22 protein-coding genes and 1 tRNA gene are annotated in these 19,911 nt (G+C 59.7%); 13 read left to right on the top strand and 10 right to left on the bottom strand.

Features of this window, described 5'->3' with window-relative positions; genetic code table 11:
• Positions 1 to 9: 9 nt before the first annotated feature.
• Genes AC13RM_RS22860 through AC13RM_RS22850 form a run of 3 tightly spaced genes read left to right on the top strand, consistent with a single transcriptional unit; the run spans position 10 to position 1,348 of the window.
• Positions 10 to 324, top strand: coding sequence for an ArsR/SmtB family transcription factor (locus AC13RM_RS22860; RefSeq protein ID WP_374815426.1), 315 nt, complete (start codon positions 10 to 12; stop codon positions 322 to 324).
• A complete protein-coding gene (locus AC13RM_RS22855; protein ID WP_374815427.1) occupies positions 321 to 680 on the top strand; it encodes an SRPBCC family protein in 360 nt (119 codons plus the stop codon). Before AC13RM_RS22860 ends, AC13RM_RS22855 begins: the two co-directional genes overlap by 4 nt.
• Before the next feature lie 44 nt (positions 681 to 724).
• Positions 725 to 1,348 carry an ATP-dependent Clp protease proteolytic subunit gene (locus AC13RM_RS22850; RefSeq protein ID WP_095435520.1) on the top strand — a complete coding sequence of 208 codons (624 nt, stop codon included), beginning with the start codon at positions 725 to 727 and terminating at the stop codon, positions 1,346 to 1,348.
• 70 nt (positions 1,349 to 1,418) lie between these two features.
• Here AC13RM_RS22850 and AC13RM_RS22845 read toward each other — a convergent pair whose 3' ends face one another.
• The gene (locus AC13RM_RS22845; protein WP_488555587.1) at positions 1,419 to 2,660 is read right to left on the bottom strand and encodes an ROK family protein; all 1,242 of its coding nucleotides are present in this window, start codon (positions 2,658 to 2,660) and stop codon (positions 1,419 to 1,421) included.
• A gap of 223 nt (positions 2,661 to 2,883) precedes the next feature.
• On the opposite strand from AC13RM_RS22845, the gene xylF reads away from it, so the two are divergent.
• The 4 genes from xylF (at position 2,884) to AC13RM_RS22825 (ending at position 6,564) form a co-directional block, all read left to right on the top strand.
• Positions 2,884 to 3,924, top strand: a complete 1,041-nt coding sequence (gene xylF / locus AC13RM_RS22840) for a D-xylose ABC transporter substrate-binding protein (protein ID WP_095435522.1) — start codon at positions 2,884 to 2,886, stop codon at positions 3,922 to 3,924.
• A 291-nt stretch (positions 3,925 to 4,215) separates the two neighbouring features.
• The gene (locus tag AC13RM_RS22835; RefSeq protein WP_113230049.1) at positions 4,216 to 5,529 is read left to right on the top strand and encodes a sugar ABC transporter permease; all 1,314 of its coding nucleotides are present in this window, start codon (positions 4,216 to 4,218) and stop codon (positions 5,527 to 5,529) included.
• Between the two features lie 15 nt (positions 5,530 to 5,544).
• Positions 5,545 to 6,327 (top strand): ATP-binding cassette domain-containing protein, encoded by a 783-nt coding sequence (locus AC13RM_RS22830; RefSeq protein WP_069612788.1) that lies wholly within the window; start codon positions 5,545 to 5,547, stop codon positions 6,325 to 6,327.
• 160 nt (positions 6,328 to 6,487) lie between these two features.
• Positions 6,488 to 6,564: transfer RNA gene (locus AC13RM_RS22825), tRNA-Arg, on the top strand.
• A 158-nt stretch (positions 6,565 to 6,722) separates the two neighbouring features.
• Here the strand turns inward: AC13RM_RS22825 and AC13RM_RS22820 are convergent.
• Positions 6,723 to 7,034: a hypothetical protein gene (locus AC13RM_RS22820; protein WP_488555586.1), complete on the bottom strand. Its 312-nt coding sequence runs from the start codon at positions 7,032 to 7,034 to the stop codon at positions 6,723 to 6,725.
• 95 nt (positions 7,035 to 7,129) lie between these two features.
• Positions 7,130 to 7,915 (bottom strand): hypothetical protein, encoded by a 786-nt coding sequence (locus AC13RM_RS22815; RefSeq protein WP_488555585.1) that lies wholly within the window; start codon positions 7,913 to 7,915, stop codon positions 7,130 to 7,132.
• Positions 7,916 to 8,104: 189 nt separating this feature from the next.
• Between AC13RM_RS22815 and AC13RM_RS22810 the strand changes: the two genes are divergently transcribed.
• Entirely contained in the window at positions 8,105 to 8,407 is a 303-nt protein-coding gene (locus AC13RM_RS22810) for a hypothetical protein (RefSeq protein ID WP_488555584.1), read from the top strand.
• Positions 8,408 to 8,560: 153 nt separating this feature from the next.
• Here AC13RM_RS22810 and AC13RM_RS22805 read toward each other — a convergent pair whose 3' ends face one another.
• Complete coding sequence (locus AC13RM_RS22805) at positions 8,561 to 8,872, bottom strand: hypothetical protein (protein ID WP_488555583.1); 312 nt, start codon at positions 8,870 to 8,872, stop codon at positions 8,561 to 8,563.
• Positions 8,873 to 9,159: 287 nt separating this feature from the next.
• The gene (locus AC13RM_RS22800; protein WP_095435529.1) at positions 9,160 to 10,260 is read right to left on the bottom strand and encodes a porin; all 1,101 of its coding nucleotides are present in this window, start codon (positions 10,258 to 10,260) and stop codon (positions 9,160 to 9,162) included.
• Between the two features lie 372 nt (positions 10,261 to 10,632).
• On the opposite strand from AC13RM_RS22800, the gene AC13RM_RS22795 reads away from it, so the two are divergent.
• Entirely contained in the window at positions 10,633 to 11,094 is a 462-nt protein-coding gene (locus AC13RM_RS22795; RefSeq protein WP_374815436.1) for a cupin domain-containing protein, read from the top strand.
• On the opposite strand, the gene AC13RM_RS22790 is transcribed toward AC13RM_RS22795, so the two are convergent.
• Positions 11,091 to 11,609 carry a GNAT family N-acetyltransferase gene (locus tag AC13RM_RS22790; protein WP_374815438.1) on the bottom strand — a complete coding sequence of 173 codons (519 nt, stop codon included), beginning with the start codon at positions 11,607 to 11,609 and terminating at the stop codon, positions 11,091 to 11,093. The genes AC13RM_RS22795 and AC13RM_RS22790 overlap by 4 nt on opposite strands.
• A 19-nt stretch (positions 11,610 to 11,628) precedes the next feature.
• Positions 11,629 to 12,624, bottom strand: coding sequence for a LysR family transcriptional regulator (locus tag AC13RM_RS22785; protein WP_374815440.1), 996 nt, complete (start codon positions 12,622 to 12,624; stop codon positions 11,629 to 11,631).
• A 120-nt stretch (positions 12,625 to 12,744) separates the two neighbouring features.
• Here AC13RM_RS22785 and AC13RM_RS22780 point away from each other — a divergent pair, with 120 nt between their 5' ends.
• Positions 12,745 to 14,145 carry an MFS transporter gene (locus AC13RM_RS22780; protein WP_374815442.1) on the top strand — a complete coding sequence of 467 codons (1,401 nt, stop codon included), beginning with the start codon at positions 12,745 to 12,747 and terminating at the stop codon, positions 14,143 to 14,145.
• A 31-nt stretch (positions 14,146 to 14,176) separates the two neighbouring features.
• Here AC13RM_RS22780 and AC13RM_RS22775 read toward each other — a convergent pair whose 3' ends face one another.
• Positions 14,177 to 15,448, bottom strand: coding sequence for an RNA polymerase sigma factor (locus tag AC13RM_RS22775; RefSeq protein ID WP_374815443.1), 1,272 nt, complete (start codon positions 15,446 to 15,448; stop codon positions 14,177 to 14,179).
• Between the two features lie 31 nt (positions 15,449 to 15,479).
• The gene (locus tag AC13RM_RS22770) at positions 15,480 to 15,872 is read right to left on the bottom strand and encodes a YciI family protein (RefSeq protein WP_113230039.1); all 393 of its coding nucleotides are present in this window, start codon (positions 15,870 to 15,872) and stop codon (positions 15,480 to 15,482) included.
• 356 nt (positions 15,873 to 16,228) lie between these two features.
• Between AC13RM_RS22770 and AC13RM_RS22765 the strand changes: the two genes are divergently transcribed.
• Entirely contained in the window at positions 16,229 to 16,606 is a 378-nt protein-coding gene (locus tag AC13RM_RS22765; RefSeq protein WP_015340769.1) for a VOC family protein, read from the top strand.
• 266 nt (positions 16,607 to 16,872) lie between these two features.
• Entirely contained in the window at positions 16,873 to 17,580 is a 708-nt protein-coding gene (locus AC13RM_RS22760) for a phosphatase PAP2 family protein (RefSeq protein ID WP_374815446.1), read from the top strand.
• Positions 17,581 to 17,592: 12 nt separating this feature from the next.
• Here the strand turns inward: AC13RM_RS22760 and AC13RM_RS22755 are convergent, their stop codons facing one another.
• Entirely contained in the window at positions 17,593 to 17,979 is a 387-nt protein-coding gene (locus AC13RM_RS22755) for a response regulator (RefSeq protein WP_285173204.1), read from the bottom strand.
• A gap of 230 nt (positions 17,980 to 18,209) precedes the next feature.
• Between AC13RM_RS22755 and AC13RM_RS22750 the strand changes: the two genes are divergently transcribed.
• Complete coding sequence (locus tag AC13RM_RS22750) at positions 18,210 to 19,889, top strand: phosphoethanolamine transferase (RefSeq protein ID WP_488555582.1); 1,680 nt, start codon at positions 18,210 to 18,212, stop codon at positions 19,887 to 19,889.
• The last annotated feature ends 22 nt before the right edge of the window (positions 19,890 to 19,911 follow it).

Raw genomic sequence — 19,911 nt, 5'->3', positions numbered from 1 at the left:
CTGTTCGACATGATAGAGAATGAGATATTCCGGGCTTTGGCCGATCCGACCCGCCGCACCATCTTCGAGAAGCTGGCGACGGGCGGCATGAATGCCAGCGCCCTGCGAGAAGGTATCGACATCAGCCAGCCGGCCATGTCCCAGCATCTCGCGGTTCTGCGAAGCGCCGGGCTGGTCAGGGAAGAACGACAGGGGCGTTTCGTGAATTACGAGGTCGATCCGGAGGGACTTGCCCTCATTGCCCAGTGGCTGGCGAAATACCGCGCATACTGGCCCGCCCGCATCGAAGCTCTCAAGGTGTTGCTGAAGGATATGGATCAATGAACAATCCCGAGATCCCCGAGCGAAAGAACGGCATCGAGCTGGAATACCAACTCGACGAACCGCCGCAAAAAGTCTGGCGTGCAATCAGCACCCCTGAGCTTCGCCAAAACTGGCTGCCGCAGGAGGCCTTGGCCAATCCCGAGGCGATATCGGTCACGCCCGGCAAGGAAGTCAGCTACAGGCTGCGAGACGACGCACCGCCCTTCCTCGAAAGCACCGTGACTTTCAGAATATCTTCAAACGCAAGCGGTGGCACCAGCCTGCGGATCATCCACGAGCTCGATGACGTTCGGATTCGCGAAACGGAAAGAGCTGCAGCAAACAATAACAGCCTGACCGTCATGCGCGCCGCCTGACGCTCTGAATAGATCAACAATTTCAAGAACATTGGAGTTCGCCGATGCGCGAAGCGATGCAACTCGTCCCTATGGTCGTCGAACAGTCCAGCAGAGGGGAGCGATCTTTCGACATCTATTCCCGCCTGCTGCGCGAGAGAATCATCTTCCTGAATGGTGAGGTCAACGACGACGTCTCGGCCCTCGTCTGTGCGCAACTGCTGTTTCTCGAGGCCGAAAATCCCAAGAGACCGATCCATCTCTACATCAATTCGCCCGGTGGCGTCGTAACCAGCGGTCTCGCAATGTATGACACCATGCGGTACATCCGCGCGCCGGTACATACACTATGCATGGGAACCGCTCGTTCGATGGGCTCTTTCCTCTTGATGTCAGGCCAGCCGGGTGAGCGCTCCGCGCTTCCAAATGCCAGCATCCATATTCACCAGCCATTGGGCGGTTTCCAGGGACAAGCATCGGACATCTTTATCCACGCGGAAGAAATGAGGCGAACGAAGCATCGCATGACGCGACTCTATGCCGAGCATTGCGGCCGCTCCTATGAAGAGTTCGAACGCGCCATGGACCGCGACCACTTCATGACGGCGGAAGAAGCTCTCGAATGGGGGCTGATCGACCGTATCCTTCAGGTCCGCGAAGACGAACAGCCTTTAGGCCTGGCAGATTGATGCAGATTGATTAAAATGACGACCCCTACGGCCAAGCGCATTGCTAAGCCTTGCCCTGTCCTCACGCCTCTCAGCCCGCTTGGTCGCGCAGCTCCACGATCGAGCCTCCCCTCTTCACGATATCATTGTCGATGATCGAGAATGCGCGGTCCAGATGCCCTTCGAAGACGAGCGTTGGCTCGTCGACGATGACGCGCAGCTCCGGCATACCCTCCATGCGCACGACATGCGATTCCGCCAAACCTTCGGTTATGCCCTCGATCAGCAGATCATAGTAGCGTACGCCCGGCCCTGTGATGACGATCGGCATTCGCTCGTGCAGGCTCAAGACACGCGAAAGGCCGTTGCCGAGCGCCAGGCCGGCCTGGCGAAAGGCCAGTACATTGCGGCGCCCCCCGTGGCGCGCGCTCGCGGCGATCTTGTCGAGCTCGGCGATCGGCACGAACTTCGCCGGGATCGTATCGAGCGGCACATCGAAGGCCGTGCGCAGCATGGCGTAGAAACCGGCATACGCCTCGATACATCCCCGCGCGCCGCAGCGGCAAAGGCCGCCGCCGGGCACATGCATCATATGCCCGAAATTCGGTGCCGATATCTGGTGATGGCCTTCATGGTCTCGGCGCACGATGCCAAGCCCGATGCTATGGCCGAGCGATAGCGCCGCCATTGCGCGAAAATCACCACGCGTATCGATTTCTTCCTGCCGCCCGAGCGCGGCAGCCACCAGCAAAGTCTCGTTGCCGAGAATGACCTGCGCCGACCATTCATCGCGAAGCACGGCGGCGAAATCGATTTCCTCGCGCCCAAAGATCGGCGACCAGCGCAGCACCGGCTCGGACGCATCGACGAGCCCCTTGCTGCTGATCGAGATCATCAGCACTTTGTCGCGCGGCAATTGCGAACGGGTGACGATGCGGTTCAAGGCATCGCGCAGTCCGGCCACGAAGCGCTCGACGCCCGTGGCGTTCTGCTGCCTGTCCTCGGTAAAGCGGTCTATCAGCCGGCCGGTATAATCGACGAGGGAATATTGCACGGCATCCGACGAAATGACGACGACGATCAGATAGCCGCAATCGCGCCGTTGCGAAAACAGGACGCGCGGTCGCCCGCGGCCGCCGGCCGCCTGTTGCTCCGCCTTTTCGATGATCTGCGCCCGCTCGAGATCCGCCGTGATGACCGATACGGTCGCGGAGGAGAGCTTCGTGAAATCAGAAAGCTCGGTATGGGCAAGCGGGCCATGCCGGCGCAGCGCCGACAGAACCAAAGCGCTGTTCTTTTGACGGACCAATTCGGTGCTCGATTTGGCCAGCATTGGCGAACTCCCTGCTCATTCAACCCTCCTCCTCCGCAGCCCGTGATAGCTTTTTCGGATGACCGATGAAACCTGGTAGTGCGGGTGTTGACAGCTGAAAAAATCTCTGACACTAAATTTCTCGACTGTCGAGAAAAAAGTCCAAAGCTTTTCTTGTCAGCATTTTCGCCGCGGCCGACGGGAGTTCAGGATACGTGCGGTCGCATTCACTCGGGAGGATCACATGAAAGCTTTCATCAAGCTGGCTGCGGGCGCGGCCATCGTTTTGACCATGCAGACCACTGCCTTCGCCAAGGATCTCGTCGTCGGCGTTTCCTGGTCGAACTTCCAGGAAGAGCGTTGGAAGACGGATGAGGCAGCCATCAAGAAGGCACTCGCGGCAGCCGGCGCCAAGTACATTTCCGCCGACGCCCAGTCGTCCGCTTCCAAGCAGTTGACCGATGTCGAGTCGCTGATTTCGCAGGGTGCCAACGCTCTCATCATTCTCGCCCAGGATTCCGATGCCATCGGCCCAGCCGTTGAAAAGGCCGCCGACGAAGGCATTCCGGTTGTCGGCTATGACCGCCTGATCGAAAATCCGGCAGCCTTCTACATCACCTTCGACAATAAGGAAGTGGGCCGCATGCAGGCTCGCGAAGTCCTGAAGGCAAAGCCGGAAGGCAACTATGTCTTCATCAAGGGTTCGTCGTCCGACCCGAACGCCGACTTCCTGTTCTCCGGCCAGATCGAAGTGCTGAAGTCCGCCATCGACGCCGGCAAGATCAAGAACGTCGGCGAAGCCTATACGGACGGCTGGCTGCCGCAGAACGCGCAGCGCAACATGGAACAGTTCCTGACCGCCAACAACAACAAGGTTGACGCGGTCGTCGCCTCCAACGACGGCACCGCCGGCGGCGCAGTCGCCGCTCTCGACGCCCAGGGCCTCGCAGGCTCCGTGCCGGTTTCCGGCCAGGACGCCGACAAGGCCGCTCTGAACCGCATCGCGCTCGGCACGCAGACCGTTTCGGTCTGGAAGGACTCGCGCGAACTCGGCAAGCGCGCCGCTGAAATCGCCCTCGCTCTTGCCGGAGGCAAGACCCAGGACCAGATCGAAGGCGTTCAGACCTTCAACGGCGGCCCGAAACACGTCGCCATGAAGTCGGTCTTTCTGACCCCGATCCCGATCACCAAGGACAACCTGAACGTCGTCATCGACGCAGGCTGGATCTCCAAGGCTGAAGCCTGCCAAGGCGTCAAGGCCGGCAGCGTCGCTGCCTGCAAATAAGCACCCGGCTTGACGGGCTGACCCGAAGATAATGCCGACGCCGCAAGGGGCTCTCCATTGCGGCGTCGAATGCGGATGAGAGGCCCGCAACCAAGCCCAGAATGGGAATGAAGGCCTCCCGCATGTGTTGCGTCATCGCATATCCGATCGGCCTGCCGGATGGCGGTCGTGGACCCGGGAGAACCGGATGGGCGAGCGATGACGTCTATTGTGACCAGCGCGGATACTGCCCAGCGATCGAGAAAGAGCATTCGCGGGCCTGCGCCCAACAAGTGGGAGAACGGCAAAGCGATGGCCGACATGACACATTCCACAACATCGAGCGGTCCGCGCAATGCAGAAGAAGGCGCCATCACGCGCTTCCTGCGTGCAACCGAAATCGATACCCGCCTGCTCGGTATGGTCGGCGCACTGCTGGTCATCTGGATCGGCTTCGATCTTTATACCGGCGGGCTGTTCCTGACGCCTCGAAATCTCTGGAACCTTTCCGTACAGACCTGCGAAATCGCCGTGCTCGCCACCGGCATGGTGCTCGTCATCGTCACCCGCAACATCGATCTTTCCGTCGGCTCGCTGCTCGGTTTCGTCGCCATGGTGATGGGCGTCATACAGGCAAAATATCTGCCGACCTATCTCGGCTTCGACAGTTCCTGGACCTGGGCGATTACCCTGGTCTGCGGCCTCGCAGTCGGCACGCTGCTCGGCACCTTCCAGGGCGTGATCATCGCTTTCTTCAATGTCCCCTCCTTCATCGTCACCCTCGGCGGCTTCCTCGCCTGGCGTGGCCTTGCCTGGTATGTCACCAGCGGCCAGACGGTCGCCCCGCTCGATGCGACTTTCCGCATCATGGGCGGCGGTGCCGAAGGCTCGATCGGCGCCACCTGGAGCTGGATACTCGGTGTGCTCGCCTGTGTCTTCATCGTGCTCGGCATTATCGGCGGGCGGCATCAGCGCAAGCGCTTCAACTTCCCGCGCCGCCCGCTCTGGGCCGAATATTTCCTCGCCATCCTCGGCTCGGTTCTGGTCCTCGGCACCATCTATGTGTTCAACATCTACTACTGGCCGGTCGGCATCGCGAAGAAATACGCGACCGAACACAATATTACCTGGCCCGAGACCGGCCTCGATATCCCCTACGGCATCGCCGTGCCCGTGCTGATCGCCGTCGGCATCGGCATTGTCATGACCTTCATCGCCACCCGACTGCGCTTCGGCCGCTACGTCTTCGCGATCGGCGGCAATCCGGAGGCAGCCGAGCTCGCGGGCATCAAGACCCGCTGGGTGACGGTGCGCATCTTCGGGCTGATGGGCTTGCTTGCGGCGGTCGCCGCCGCTATCTCCACCGCCCGCCTGAACGCCGCCGCCAATTCGCAAGGGACGACCTACGAACTCTTCACCATCGCCGCGGCCGTCATCGGCGGCACATCGCTTGCCGGCGGCAGCGGCACCATCGCCGGCGCCATGCTCGGCGCCCTCGTCATGCAGTCGCTGCAATCGGGCATGGGGCTCGCCAATGTCGATACGCCGATCCAGAACGTCGTGGTCGGCGTCGTACTCGTCATCGCCGTCTGGCTCGACATCGTCTATCGCTCGCGCGCCAAGTAAAAGGAATTCTGAACCATGACGGATCAAACCACTCCGCTTGTGGAAATGAAGAACATTTCCATCTCCTTCGGCGGCATCCACGCGGTCGACAACGCCTCGGTCGATCTCTACCCCGGCGAAGTCGTAGCGCTCCTCGGCCATAACGGCGCCGGCAAGTCGACGCTGATCAAGATTCTCTCGGGCGCCTACAAGCGCGACAGCGGCGATATCCTGATCAACGGCGAGCCTGCCGATATCCGCAGCCCACGCGACGCCAAGAAATACGGCATCGAGACGATCTATCAGACGCTCGCCGTCGCCGACAATGTCGACGCTGCCGCCAACCTCTATCTTGGCCGCGAGCTGCAGACCCGCTGGGGCACGCTTGATGACGTCGCGATGGAAGCCAAGGCCCGCGAAGTGATGGGGCGCCTCAACCCCAACTTCAAGCGCTTCAAGGAACCGGTAAAGGCGCTCTCCGGCGGCCAGCGCCAGTCGGTCGCGATCGCCCGCGCCATCCTCTTCGATGCCCGAATCCTGATCATGGACGAGCCGACTGCGGCGCTCGGCCCGCAGGAGACGGCGCAGGTCGGTGAACTGATCAAGCAGTTGAAGAAGGAGGGCATCGGCATCTTCCTCATCAGCCACGACATCCACGATGTCTTCGACCTTGCCGACCGCGTGTCGGTCATGAAAAACGGCCAGGTCGTCGGCCACGCCCGCACGGAAGACGTCACCAAGGACGAAGTGCTGGGCATGATCATCCTCGGCAAGGTGCCGCCAAAGGCCACCCCCGGCCCCGGCGCGATGAAGGAATGAGCCGATCCGGCCACCGAAACCGAGGCCGCGCGTCAAAAGCCCGCGGCCTCCCCACCAAAATGTCCGATCTCACGCTTTCCTGAATTTTCCCGATTGAAGCCAAGCGCTTCCTAGGCTAAGAACCAGCCATCGGACAGGCGATTCAAAACCGCCACGGCATGCACCCGTAGCTCAGCTGGATAGAGTGTTGGATTCCGATTCCAAAGGTCACAGGTTCGAATCCTGTCGGGTGCGCCATTTCATAAGCATTCTAGATATAACTACGAACATAACCGGGCCGGCAGCAGCTGCTGGTTCGAACTTCCGCGTGTACTTCGAGGATGAAAGCGATTGTGGCGCGGCGCTAGCTTTGGCGCAGATCGGCGCTAGCTTTGGCACGGCAAAACTGAGAGCCGTCAGATCTCATCATCTGTGTCGCCCTGCTGTGCCGGGTCATAGGGCTCGTAGAATTCCTCATCATCAGCGTTGCCGCTGACAACGATAATAGACCCTTCCAAATTCCCGATGCAAAACGGTACATCCTGTCCAATCGCGACGTCGAGAACGGCATACCGAAACCATGATCGAAGAAGCGGCAATGGAACATCGGCGACTTCGCGAATTTGATGGATACACTCCATGGTGCTGCCCGAGAAATGGTCAGCTTTCCCGCCAAAGGCTATCCACACATCGAAAATCGACTTCCGCCGGGAATAAGGGAGCGACATTGTTTACTTCCACATCTGGCAGCGGTTAATGCAATACATCGTGTAGCGCGCAAAATTGCGTGGCACAGCGCGCAAGATCAGACGGCAACTGAAATCTATTTTGAGCGTGCCTCTGAGAACGCCACATTCGGACGGGGCATTATCTCGGGATTCGGATCGGCTACGATGTGTTCGTAGAACAGCTTGCCCTTCAAGGTGAGGCAGCGTGGTCGCTGGTCGTCCGTTATCCAATCACCGTTAAATGTCGATTCCCTGGGGCCAATTAGATTCATGTTTTCCAGATCCGCAGCCATCAGGGTATTCACATCTACTAGATACTGATCATAGAACATGCCGTTTACGGCGTACTTCTCCGGTCTGGCTTGGCCCGCCCCATCTGGACTGAAATCGACATCAAGCATCTTCAAAGTGCCAGGGCCAACGCCTCCGATGCCCGACATTTGTTCTTGCTCTTTTATGTACGTCAGCATCCGCAGGTGATGGTCTGTGATCCTGTCGAGCAGGGAGAAAACCAGGACAGACATGTCGAAAGAAAACCGACGCTCAAAAATTCCCTGGACGGTCACGGCCCGTAGCGCTTCCAACTTGCGCTCGCCAATGGAACGAGCGGCTGCCTCCATTGCTCGAGTGAGAAGCGGCCGGGTTTCCGGCTTCTGTAGTGCCGCGTCCAAATCGATAACCGCCTCAGACTCTAGGCGAGCGAGATCTTGCGCCACGCCCTCAACGTATCGCTTCATAAACTCATACGAAGGATCAGTCCAAAGCTGGTCGAGGTGCAACTGCAGAATACTTCCAACTCCGGACACACAGCCTAGCAAGGCCATGCACACTTTACGAACCGGCTCAGAAGAGGAACGCGGAACAACGAGAGGCGTTTTCACTGACATAGTTCCTTCGTGCTGCTAGGATGCGAATTGGGTTATTTAGAAGGCGATTTCGTGTTGAATGCAATGCGCTCGGGCCTCTCCTATTGATCCCTCTTGAATATAGCGCCAAGAACCATCACGTAGCTGAGCGGGCGGCCCAGCGTGTCATGCGGCGAATGAAAACACGAGCAAGAGTGTGCCCGCATGGAAGGCATGTCCAAATGGTCCGACAGCATCCCGTGGCTGTCCTATCACAAAGGCGAAACGGCCTGTTTCTGGTGCCCTCGGTGCCGGATCTCGAAAAACTACAGCGTCGATTCAATGCTCAGCGTCCTGGGCGATATCAGCGTCAAGAGCCTGCCGGATGTCGTCTCCAAGGCTGTCGGCTGCCAACACTTCGCCAAGACCGGCTGGGATCGATGCCGCATGGCACCGCTGCCCGATCGGGCATTTCAAAAGGTTGAATGGTCGCCCGAAGTCAAGGTCCCTCGCGTTATCTGGAACTGAGGGACACAACCCGTGGCAACATCTCGGAATGGCAGAGCCCTCACGCAAAATGCCGCTGCGGCCACCCTGAGCAGCCCTAGATTACGTGCCGGCGGGAAATTTCCCGCCGCGCCGATGTTCTGCCTGTAGGAGCGGATCAGCCCTGCCACCCGCTCAATGATTCTTGTTCGGCCCCTTGCCGGTCGCGAAGCTGCAGGTCTTGATCTTGCAGCTCGGATCGTCGCTGGTAGGCACGCTGGCGCTGGCCATGGCACCCTGCCCCAAGCAAGCCATCGAATTCGAGACCGTCCGGCTGTACATCATCAAGCCCGGATGGTGTGAGGGGTATCTCAGCACGATCGACCCTTCCTGGGCCATCTTTTCATGCACGGCGGCGCAGGTCATCGATTTGGAATTATAGGCCGACATGGCCATCGCGTTCGTGGAGAACAGTCCAATTGCGGCAAGTATGATGATCGTCTTCATGGGGCTTCCTTTGGTCGCGCCGAAGGGCGCTATCGAAAATGAGATAGTCGTTGATTAGCATTGGATTTGTGACAGTGAACCGACTTCCCTTATCGGCTGTTTGACCACTGCCAAGGATGACCTGGCGCCCGTCTGGATACGTCTGCGCTGGAGGTCACCATGCATCGCATGGCGCCTGTCGGCAGGGTGCGATGCTGATGGAGATTTAGAAATCGTCCGTCAAGATAGATAGGGCCCGATAGGAAGACCGGGCCTCATTCTGTGAAGATCAGCCTGGGCCAAAAGCCTCAGAAGGTCCGTTCGAAACGCAGGATACCTGAGAAGGTATCGTCGCTCGGCAGATCATAGTGAACGTAGGTGAACTCCGGCTCGACCAGCAGGTTCTTGACCGGGTTGAACTTGACGTTCGTGGTCGCTTCGAAGATCTTGGAGTCGGTATAGGCAAGCTGAACGTTCCACTTCAGCTTGTCGTTGATCGGGACGCCGACGCCGCCCCAGACGGCCCAATCACCCCAACCACAATCCGCGCCGTGAACGACGCCGTCGGATGTCGTGCAGGCCGAGACGTTCTGGTTCGAACCGGCATACTGGTTGAGCTTGTCGCCATCGGTATTCCAGCCACCCATCAGGAAGGCCGAGAAGACGCCGAAATCGGCATCGATACGCGCCTTGATGGCACCTTCCTCGACAATGGAGTCATAACCGCCGACCACGCGGAACTGCCAGGCGCCGGCCTTGTAGCCCAGACCGGCGACAACGTTCGGAGCGTAGTGATCAGCCTTCGAAAGCTGCCAGCTGCCGCCATAGGCGCTGGTGGTCGTGCCGGAATTGCTGTCTTCGAGCGAGATGACGCCCGTGAAGCCCGTGCCGCTGTCGTAGTTGTAGGTCAGCTGGTTCAATTCGTACGGACCGTCATAGATGACGTCGTCCTGGATCACGTCGCCGGCATAGCCGACGAACTGGTTGTACTGAGAATCAGTTTTACCGACGGTGAAGCCGCCGAGGGTAATATAGGCCCAAAGCAAGTTCGTGCCGGTCGAGCCGCCATCGTTCCAATCCCAACGCACGATGGTCTCGGTCTTCAGCGGACCGTATTCGGTGTCGGTAGCGGTATTGAGGTTGAGCTCGGCGCGGGTATGCCACTTGGTGCCGAAGTTGCTGTCGCGATTGTAAGGATCCTTCCACTGACCTTCGGTGCGGACCTTGCCGCCGACGCGCAGGCAGGTCTCGGTGCCAGGGATGAAAAAGTAACCGGCGCCGAACGCGTCACAGATGCGCACATATTCCAGCGGCTCCGGTTCGGCGGCGACGATAGCGTCAGCCGCCTGAGCGCCGGATACGACACAGACGGCCGCAGCCGAGCCGATAAGCAAGCTCCTGATGTTCATGCTAACTCCATCCTTCAAACGAACTTGCGCGAGATACGAACCTGGGGGTGCTCGACATCAAGTTCCAGTGCCTAACTCGAAGCATAAGGCCTCGCTTCCGGATAGTAAGCTGCATTTACTATTTTGCTTTTACAAGGATTTAAGAAGGCTCCCAACATATGTGACAGCACCTACATATGGCGTGTTGCTCAAACGACGCACATGTGTATGAACGATGACAACCAGGTGACAACTGGGTGACAAAGCAGGCAACCAAGCCTGATTAGCCATGCTCTACGAGATACATTGCTGGACTGACTGCGATGAGTCTTGCTAGACTTGAAACCACACAAGCAGCATATCCATCCATGGCAAATCGCAGGCAGGATCATCATGCCGAAGATCGATGTTGCAGCCGTGCCGGAAATCAAGGGCACGCGTTATCCCGCTCCTTTCAATGATCACTCCACCGAGCGCGTCAGGCAGCGACTGGGCGATGCCGGCGGCCTCAAGGATTTCGGCGTCAACCTGATGCGGCTGCCGCCGGGCAACTGGTCGAGCCAGCGGCATTGGCATTCGGAGGAGGATGAATTCGTCTACGTGCTGGAAGGCGAGCTGACGCTGATCGAGGATGATGGCGAGACGGTGCTGCGCGCCGGCGATTGCGCGGCCTTCCCGAAGGGCTCCGGCAACGGCCATCATATGATCAACAAGTCGAATAGCACGGCAATCTATCTCGAGGCCGGCACGCGTTCACCGACCGACCTCATCACCTGCTCGGACGTCGACATGATGAGCTCCAGCACGGACGGCCGTTTCGTGCATAAGGATGGCCTGCCCTATCCGGACGGCTAGTCCTGTTCGCCGGCGCTCGCCACCGGTAACTTGAAGGACAGGAGATGAGTCGGAGCGCCATGCAGCATGACCTCCCGCTCGAAGCCGAAGCCGCATTTTTCCAGAACGCGCCGGGAGGCAACGTTGACGGGCCGCACCAGCCCGATAACGCGTTTCGCCCGCAGATCATGGCAGGCGAAGTCCAATGCCTCCGTCACCAATTCCGTCGCATAGCCGCTTCCCCAATAATCGGGGTGCAGATGATAGGAGAGATTGAGCCCCTCGAATTCCGTCGAGACGGTAACGCCGCCAAAACCGATCAGCCGTCCTTCCGTTTCGATCGCCCAGCGCCCGAAGCTGTTCACGCGCCAGTGCGCCTGATCCCGGGCGAGACGCCGGGCACTTTCCGCGGGCGAATCCGGCGTTGGATCGGGCCGATGGGCGACCAGTTCCGGCAGCGAGAACAAAGCTGTGACGAAGTCGAGATCCCGCTCTTCCGGCATCCGCAGGGAAAGGCGTGAGGTACGACGGATCATGATGCCTCTACTCGAAGGGTCAAACAGCTTCTGCGAGTTCAGGCGGATCGTAGCAGCAGGCATCCGTGGAAACACCCATGCGACATCCGCTCGCCTCAAGCGCTTCCGCGACCACTTGCACGAACAGGCGGCGGAACCATACCGAGCGGCTGTCGGCCTGATCGACGCGGCGATAGAGCATCGTCACCGGATCGGCCGGCAGCTCGAATGGCGGCTCCGAAATCGTCAGGTCGTGCAGCTGCGCCATACAGCGGGCAATCGCTTCGGGAACCGTTGCAATGGCTGGAATGGCCCGGAGCGTCGACGGCAATGCGGAAAAGCGGGGGACCGTTGCCACGACCTGCCGGCGATGGCCGAGGCGCGCGAGAGCGACGTCGACTCCCGTAGATATGGCGCCCTCAACAGAAACGGTCACATGTGGCGCGCTGGCGAAATGCTTCAGGCTCAGCGGCGTCGCACATTTGAGATGCCCGCCATCGTAGATGCAGAGCGACGCCTGTTGGAACAGCGGCGCGCGAACATGCCAAGAAGCCGGTTCGTCATGCACGGAGATGCTGAATTCAATGGCGCCCTCGTCCAGCAGCCGCACGGCATCCCGCCGGTCGAAGGCAATGCTGGTCAGCCGGGCATTCGGCGCGAGCTCGCGCAGCCGCGCCGCCAGCGGCCCAAAGAAGGAGGATTCGAGATTATCGCAAAGCCCGATGCGGAACTCGCCGTGCCAGTTTTCCGGGTCGAAGGCTGCCGGCGGGCGGATGGCGCGCTCGATGCCGGACAGCGCATCCTCGATCGCCGGCGCGATGGATAGCGCCCGTGGCGTCGGCTGCAAGCCGCGCCCGACGCGCACGAACAATTCATCATCCAGCGTCTCGCGCAGCCGGCGAAGGGCCGCGGAAAGACCAGGCTGACCGAGCAACAAGCGTTCCGCCGCGCGGCTCACATTCCGCTCCTGCATCAGCACGGAGAAGGCCAGCAGCAGATTGAGATCGATTTTTCGAAGCGTCGCATCATTCATCATCGCCAGTAATACCTGACATGGTTACTATCAATTTGCAATAGGGTTTGAAGATGTACATTTTCTCGTTCCCTGCCGCTTTCACCCTCCCAAGAACCGGCAGCCTAGAAAGGAACGATCCCGATGACTTCTTCCCAAACCCGAAGCGGGGCGGGATTGGCGTTGCTGCTGCTATGCGCCGCCAATTTCCTCGACGCCATGGACGTCTCCACCATTGGCGTGGCCCTGCCCGCAATCCAGAAAGAGCTAGGCATGCAGGCGACCTCGCTGCAATGGGCCGTCAGCGCCTATGTGCTCGGCTATGGCGGCTTTCTGCTGCTCGGCGGCCGCGTTGCCGATCTCTTCGGCCACCGCCGCGTCTTCCTTTGGTCGCTCGGCGTGTTTGCTGCCGCCAGCATTGCCGGCGGTTTCGTCGACAGCGCGCCGACCCTGATCGCCGCCCGTCTGATCAAGGGCATTGCGGCCGCCTTCACCGCGCCGGCAGCGCTTGCCCTCCTTCTCTCCGTCTTCGGCGAAGGCAATGCCCGCGCCAAGGCGCTCGGCGTCTTCTCATCCACCGGTGCGGCCGGCTTTGTGCTCGGCATGGTGCTGGGTGGAGCGGCAACCCTCATCAGCTGGCGCGCGACCCTCGTCATGGGGGCTCCCGTTGCCATCCTGGCACTGATCGTTGCCCCGCTCGTCCTGCCGGCCGACCATAAGCGGAGCGGCCCACGCGCTCGCTTCGATTGGGCCGGCGCCCTGACGATCACCCCCGGCCTGCTGCTCTTCGTCTTCGGCGTCACCAATGCTGCCGCCGATGGCTGGCAGGCCTTCGCGACCTGGGGTTCGCTCCTCGCCGCATCGATCCTCATCGTGCTGTTCCTGATCGTGGAGTCGCGCCATCATGATCCGATGGTGCCGCTTGCCATGTTCCGCCGCACCAAGCTCAGCCATGCCAATGCCGTCGCTGCGCTGTACCAGGGAGCCTATGTCGGCTTCCAGTTCATCGCGACGCTCTATTACCAGACCGTCGTCGGCTGGTCGGCCTTCGCCACCGGCTTCGCTTTCGCCATCGGCGGCACCTGCGTCATGTTCCTGGCACCACGTTTTGCAACGATCGGCCAGAATCGCGGTACGACCCTGCTTATGACCTTCGGCGTGGGGTTGCAGGCCATCAGCTATCTCTTCTGGGTACTGTCGGCCGGCCAGATCGACACGATGGTGCTCGTCGCCATTTCGCAGCTTCTGCTCGGCGTCGGCTATGCCATGACCTATCCGTCGATCCAGGTTGCGGCCCTCTCTGACGTCGGCGACGATGAATCCGGCCTGGCTTCAGGCATGCTGTTTGCCTCCTTCCAGATCGGCGGCGGCATCATCCTGGCGGCGGCGTCAGCCGTCTTCAGTGCGGCTCCGAGCTTCGGCTGGAACCCCTATATTGCCGGCATCGGTTTCGTGACGATCCTCGCTGCCGCCATCACGCTGCTTGCAGCCGTTGGCCCGCGTTCGTCGGCCACCAGGGCCGCAAATTATCAGGCTGCAGAATAGTGAAAAGAAGATGACCCGCCTCTCCGGCGGGTCAATCCTTCCGGGCGCCGGAGGCTTCGGCGGCGCGGCGCATCAGGAAATCACGCTCCCTCTGATTTTCAGCAAGCGCGGCTGCCGTCTCGAAGGCTTGCCGCGCTTCGTCGTATCGACCGAGCTTGTGGAGAAGATCGCCTCGAACGCTCGGCAGAAGATGATAATCCTTGAGAGCAGGCTCATCGCGGAGACCATCGATGATCTCCAATGCCATCTCGGGACCTTCAGCCATGCCGACGGCGACAGCGCGATTGAGTTCGACGATCGGGGAAGGAACCAGCAAGGCAAGTTCCGCATAGAGATGGGCAATCCGCCTCCAGTCGGTTTCATCGGCCGTTCGCGCCCTTGCGTGACAGGCGACGATCGCGGCTTGCAAGGCATAAACCCCGTCGGCACCGCCGAGTTCATGCACCCGCATCAGCCCTTTCAGACCTCGCTGGATCTGCAGCCGATCCCAGCGGTCGCGATTTTGATCGAGCAGCAAAATCGGATTGCCGTCGGCATCCGTCCTGGCCGCCGCGCGGGATGCGTTCAGCTCCATCAAGGCCAGCAATGCATGTGCCTCCGGCTCTTGCGGCGCCACGGACGTCAATATTCGCCCGAGCCGTAGCGCCTCATTGCACAATTGCAGCCGAAGCCAGTTTTCGCCCCGCGCCGCCGTATATCCCTCGTTGAAGATCAGATAGACGACCTCCAGCACCGAGGCGAGGCGCTGCGAAAGCTCCTCGCCATGCGGCGTCTCATAGGAAAGCCCGGACTCCGACAAGGTCTTCTTGGCGCGGACGATGCGCTGGGCGATCGTTGCCTCCGCCACAAGAAACGCCCGGGCGATTTCCTCGGTCGTCAGGCCGCAGATCATCCGTAGGGCAAGCGCCACCCGCGCTTCGCGCGAGATCAGCGGATGACATGCCGTGAAGATCAAGCGCAGCATCTCATCGCCGATCTCATCGTCAAGAGGAGTATCTAGATCGGGCATGATCTGCTCTTCCTCCTCCATCTCGCGAACGATCATCTCGTGTTTCTGGTCCAGCATCCGACACCGACGCAAATGGTCGAGCGCCCGGCGCTTGGCCGTGGTCATAAGCCATGCGCCAGGCCGCTCGGGGATGCCTGTCTTCGGCCATCGTTCCAAGGCAACGATCAACGCTTCCTGTGTCAGATCTTCAGCCAGCGGCACGTCGCGCAACAGTCGCGACAAGCTGGTGATGAGCCGCGGTTGTTCGATCCGCCAGACGGCCAGGATCGCCTGATGAGCACCGGCGGCCGTCAAGATCGCCTGCCTCGATGACAGATCGAGAGCATCATGCCCTTGCTTCGGCGAGCGGGTCGCACACACCCTCCGCATTTGGCTCGAAATAGGCGCGCACTTCACATGTGCCTTCCCAGCCGGGCATGAAATCCTTGTGCAGTTGCATGAACTCGACCGCCAGCGCCACGGCCTCCTCCTTGCTTTGCAGCTCGAAGATGGCATAGCCGCCGACCACCTCCTTGGCCTCGACGAAGGGGCCGTCGATTACGCTCAGCTTGCGATCCTTGATCGTGACGCGGGCACCCGTCGCAAGCGGCATCAATCCCGCCGTATCGATCATACGGCCAGCCTTGATTTCCCGATCGGCGAGCTTGTGCATGGCTTCCAACAGCTCCGGCGTCGGATGCATGTGGTCGCTAGAGGTGACGATAGACATGAAACGCATGGGAAGTGTCCTCCGGAAGCGAGGTGCCGGCACCATTGCCGCTGAATAAACCCGCTCATATTGACGACGAAGCAGCTTTCTGGAAATCGACAGTCGTTGCAAAAAAATCAGAACGCAGCCGCACGGCGGTAAATTCGACACCATCTGTTTATCTCAGCGGACCGGCCGCACCCGACCACTTTTAGATCAAGCTTCTGAATCAAGCGACCCGACGATCCCTCCCTTCGTTTTGTTGACTTCCCATGATCGTTGCAAGATGGTGAGACGAAATCGATCCGCGGACTTTCGAAAGCCGACGCTTCCAAGTGGCGGTCTTCCGCAAAGCTTCGCAGACAACACGGCAGGAGCTTGTTTTCATGTTCGACCATATTTCGATCGGCGTCAAAGACCTGGCGCGGGCGCAAAAATTTTATGACGCAGCCCTTTCTCCCCTTGGCTACGAGCGCGTCACCAACTTCGACGGCACGGTCGGATACGGGGCGGAGCGTGCCCAGTTCTGGGTCAGTGAGGTGGAACGTCCCGTGCCGGCCGATCGCGGTTCCGGCCTGCATTTCTGTTTCGTGGCGCCGAGCCAGGCAGCCGTCGACGCCTTCTATGCCGCCGGCATCGCCAATGGCGGCGAAGACAACGGCAAGCCGGGCATCCGGCCCGACTACAGCCAATTCTACTATGCCGCCTTCGTCATCGATCCAGATGGTTACCGGCTGGAAGCCTATTTCAAGACCGGCGAATAGGTCGCCGCGCGGGACAGAGGGCAACGCGAACACTTTGCCGCATTCATCCGACGCGGTTGTGCGGTCTTGATAGGCCTTCCCGATCATCGCCTTTCAGCCTGGCTTAAGGCTTCTGTCGTAATAGTCGCTCGATTGTGTTTTCCTGCCGCCTTAACAACGCGGACGGGCATACATCTCAACACGTTCATTCAGCGGCCGACTTTTAGATGTACGAAAACTCCGTTGCCTACACAAAACGGAACGCGCCAGTAAGCAGATACTTTTTTGTGTCTGTCGCGCTGTTCGTGCTCTGGTGGGCGCTGCTGCTTGTCTTCAATCGATTTCCGAGCATCGATCTCGCCGTTGCTAAAAGCGTCTTCACGACGGAGCCTTGCACATCGGCCATCACCGTCGGTAACGTCTGCGGTACCTTTGCCCTCGCCAAAAATCCTCTCCTCCGCATAGTGCGAAACATGACGCTCGCCTTGCCATACATCGCCATTCTTGTCCTGTTCGCTGCCCTGATTTCATCTCGGTACAAATACGGCCCAAGCTGGCGGACATTGAAAGCGGATCAGTATATCGCCGCGCTGATATCGCTTGGCGTCGGCTGCGGCCTCATCGTGAACGCGCTGCTCAAAACCTATGGCGGTAGGCCAAGACCGCGCAGCACGGATCTCTTCGGCGGCTCGCTGGATTTCGTTCAGGCAGGTTCGTTCGCCGGTCGATGTCTTGCAAACTGTTCCTTCGTCTCGGGCGAAGCGTCGTCTGGCGGCTGGCTGCTTTGCCTTGTGCTGCTTCTGCCGCCGCGGCTGCGCCTCTCCGTGGGTATCCCGCTCGCCATCATCTCGATCATGATGCCGGTCATGCGCGTGATGACCGGAGCCCACTATCTATCCGACGCGGTGCTCGGCTGGCTATTGTCTTTAGTAGTCTTTGCCGCGGCCATAGCGGTGATCGATCTCTTCCGATCACGAACGCCCGCTCAATCCTGAAACGGGCCTGCCTCAACCGGCATTGCGCATGCGGATCAGACGGCGGCGCTTCGCCGCCTTGCGGACACGAACCGCCATCTCACTCAGCGCAAAGGGCTTCACCAGATAGTCGACGGCGCCGATATCCATGGCCGTCATCTGATCGGACAGCTGATCATAGGCAGACATGACGATAACCGGGGTCGTATCCCCGCGTGCTTCCATGAGCTTGAGCAGATCGAGGCCGCTTCCATCGGGCAATCGAAGATCGAGAAGCATCACATCGTGGGCTTCAGCCGCTACGGCAAGCTTGGCGGATTCCAAATCTATGGACCAGTCTACAGACCAGCCGTCCGCATGCAGATGATCCTGCACGGCATTGCCTATAAGCGCATTGTCTTCAACCAGTAGAAGTCGCACGATTGCATCCCCAATTGCAATCGCGCAGCTATGATGCCTATTTCTGACGGCGACCTGAACCTTGGATGTGAAGCCGGCAAAAACGGGAGATAATCGGAATCCGGTCCGAAATAGCCTGCCAAAGACCTTATCGTTCAGGTAGATGTCAGGATTGCTGACCATGGTGGCCGGCTTTAACGGCCGAAGCGCACCTTGCAGTAGGGGGCTTCCCGGCGCCCAGCCGATAGCCTATGCCTCGGAGACGACCATTGACGAATGAAAATGCACCATCTGGCCGACAAATATTTCGGCCAGCCATCGGCAGCATCACGCTTTGCTTCATAGTCACTCTTTATGTACTTCTTGTGACAAACCGGATGTTTTGGACCAAGGCTTACGGCTATTTCGTCGCCGAGCCCGCCGCCTTTGCCGCCTTCGTACTTGGTATCTCCGCGGCGATCATGGCGCTCTTCACGTTCTTCTCGGCTAAATACGTCACGAAGCCGGTCCTGATCTTCTTCGTGCTGGTAGCTTCGGTATCTTCCTGGTTCAACGACCAGTTCGGCGTCATCATCGACAAGGAAATGATCCGCAATGCGGCCGTTTCGACAGGTGCCGAAAGCGGCCATCTGATCACGACGCGTTTCATCACCTATGTTTTGCTGACGGGCGTCTTGCCGTCGCTTGTCATTGCATGGGTCCGGATCGTCCATCGTCCGATCCTCAAGAAGCTCGCCTACAATACCGCCGTCATCCTCGCCTGCTCGGCGATCTTCGTCGCCGCTGGAACGACCTTCTATAAGACCTATGCCGGCATCGGCCGCGCTCATCGAGACATGATGGATACGCTTAATCCTGTGATGCCGATCACAAGCGCAGTGCGGTACGTCATCGATGCGCAAAGGAATGCAAACGTCGTTGCCCAGCCACTGGGCACGGATGCCCGCAGAGTCGGCGCCGTCGACAACGGCAAGCCGCGCGTCACGATCATCGTCGCCGGAGAAACGGCGCGTGCGCAGAACTTCTCGCTTGGCGGCTATGCCAAGATGACCAATCCGGAGCTGGCAAAGCGCAACGTCGTCTATTTCCCGAATACGAGCAGCTGCGGTACCGCGACGGCCACCTCCATACCCTGCCTGTTCTCGGTCTACACGCGCCAGCAATACAGCCATCGCAAGGGACTTGAGACGGAGAACCTGCTCGATGTCCTGACCCATGCCAAGGTCGATGTGACCTGGCTGGACAACGACACCGGCAGCTACGACGTCACTAATCGCGTCTCCTACACCTTTCTGCCGCACTCTGCCGATCCGCGCTTCTGCCAGGACGGCGAATGCAAGGACGAGATCCTCGTAGACAAGGTTGACGGCTGGCTGGACAAGGTGAAGGGCGATAGCGTGCTGGTGCTGCACCAGCTCGGCAGTCACGGCCCCGCCTACTATCAGCGCTACCCGGAAGAATTCCGGCGGTTTCAGCCGGACTGCCGCTCCAACGACTTCAGCTCCTGCTCGCAGGAGGAAATCACCAACGCCTATGACAACACGATCCTCTACACGGATCACATTGTCGCCATGGTCATCGACAAGCTGAAGCAGCGCTCAAACTCGATATCCGGCTCCGTGCTCTATTTCTCCGACCACGGCGAGTCGCTCGGCGAAAACGGCATCTATCTGCACGGCACGCCCTATATCATCGCACCCTCACAGCAGACGCATGTGCCGATGCTGGTATGGATGGCTGACGACCTCGCCAAGGCCGCCGGTTTCGACATGGCTTGCCTTGCAAAGCGCGCTGCCGAAGGCACCTACTCTCACGACAACATCTTCCACAGCGTTCTCGGCATGATGGACGTCTCGACGAAGGTCTATGATCCGAGCCTCGACGTGTTCGCCGCCTGCCGCACACCATCGAACAAGCTGGCATTGAAATGATAGACTAGGCGATGTCCGGCGG

The sequence above is a fragment of the Martinezella sp. CNPSo 3732 genome (assembly GCF_057784515.1).
Note: the sequence above shows the minus strand (reverse complement) of the source record. Positions and strands in the feature narration are given on the sequence as shown.

Excerpts from the sequence above, each read along its gene's own strand:
- AC13RM_RS22845 (WP_488555587.1), bottom strand. The coding sequence starts at position 2,660 with ATGCTGGCCAAATCGAGCACCGAATTGGTCCGTCAAAAGAACAGCGCT.
- AC13RM_RS22780 (WP_374815442.1), top strand. The coding sequence starts at position 12,745 with ATGACTTCTTCCCAAACCCGAAGCGGGGCGGGATTGGCGTTGCTGCTG.
- AC13RM_RS22860 (WP_374815426.1), top strand. The coding sequence starts at position 10 with ATGATAGAGAATGAGATATTCCGGGCTTTGGCCGATCCGACCCGCCGC.
- AC13RM_RS22785 (WP_374815440.1), bottom strand. The coding sequence starts at position 12,624 with ATGATGAATGATGCGACGCTTCGAAAAATCGATCTCAATCTGCTGCTG.
- AC13RM_RS22765 (WP_015340769.1), top strand. The coding sequence starts at position 16,229 with ATGTTCGACCATATTTCGATCGGCGTCAAAGACCTGGCGCGGGCGCAA.
- AC13RM_RS22800 (WP_095435529.1), bottom strand. The coding sequence starts at position 10,260 with ATGAACATCAGGAGCTTGCTTATCGGCTCGGCTGCGGCCGTCTGTGTC.
- AC13RM_RS22790 (WP_374815438.1), bottom strand. The coding sequence starts at position 11,609 with ATGATCCGTCGTACCTCACGCCTTTCCCTGCGGATGCCGGAAGAGCGG.
- AC13RM_RS22850 (WP_095435520.1), top strand. The coding sequence starts at position 725 with ATGCGCGAAGCGATGCAACTCGTCCCTATGGTCGTCGAACAGTCCAGC.
- AC13RM_RS22810 (WP_488555584.1), top strand. The coding sequence starts at position 8,105 with ATGGAAGGCATGTCCAAATGGTCCGACAGCATCCCGTGGCTGTCCTAT.
- xylF (WP_095435522.1), top strand. The coding sequence starts at position 2,884 with ATGAAAGCTTTCATCAAGCTGGCTGCGGGCGCGGCCATCGTTTTGACC.
- AC13RM_RS22795 (WP_374815436.1), top strand. The coding sequence starts at position 10,633 with ATGCCGAAGATCGATGTTGCAGCCGTGCCGGAAATCAAGGGCACGCGT.
- AC13RM_RS22820 (WP_488555586.1), bottom strand. The coding sequence starts at position 7,034 with ATGTCGCTCCCTTATTCCCGGCGGAAGTCGATTTTCGATGTGTGGATA.
- AC13RM_RS22835 (WP_113230049.1), top strand. The coding sequence starts at position 4,216 with ATGGCCGACATGACACATTCCACAACATCGAGCGGTCCGCGCAATGCA.
- AC13RM_RS22830 (WP_069612788.1), top strand. The coding sequence starts at position 5,545 with ATGACGGATCAAACCACTCCGCTTGTGGAAATGAAGAACATTTCCATC.
- AC13RM_RS22750 (WP_488555582.1), top strand. The coding sequence starts at position 18,210 with ATGCCTCGGAGACGACCATTGACGAATGAAAATGCACCATCTGGCCGA.
- AC13RM_RS22770 (WP_113230039.1), bottom strand. The coding sequence starts at position 15,872 with ATGCGTTTCATGTCTATCGTCACCTCTAGCGACCACATGCATCCGACG.
- AC13RM_RS22805 (WP_488555583.1), bottom strand. The coding sequence starts at position 8,872 with ATGAAGACGATCATCATACTTGCCGCAATTGGACTGTTCTCCACGAAC.
- AC13RM_RS22855 (WP_374815427.1), top strand. The coding sequence starts at position 321 with ATGAACAATCCCGAGATCCCCGAGCGAAAGAACGGCATCGAGCTGGAA.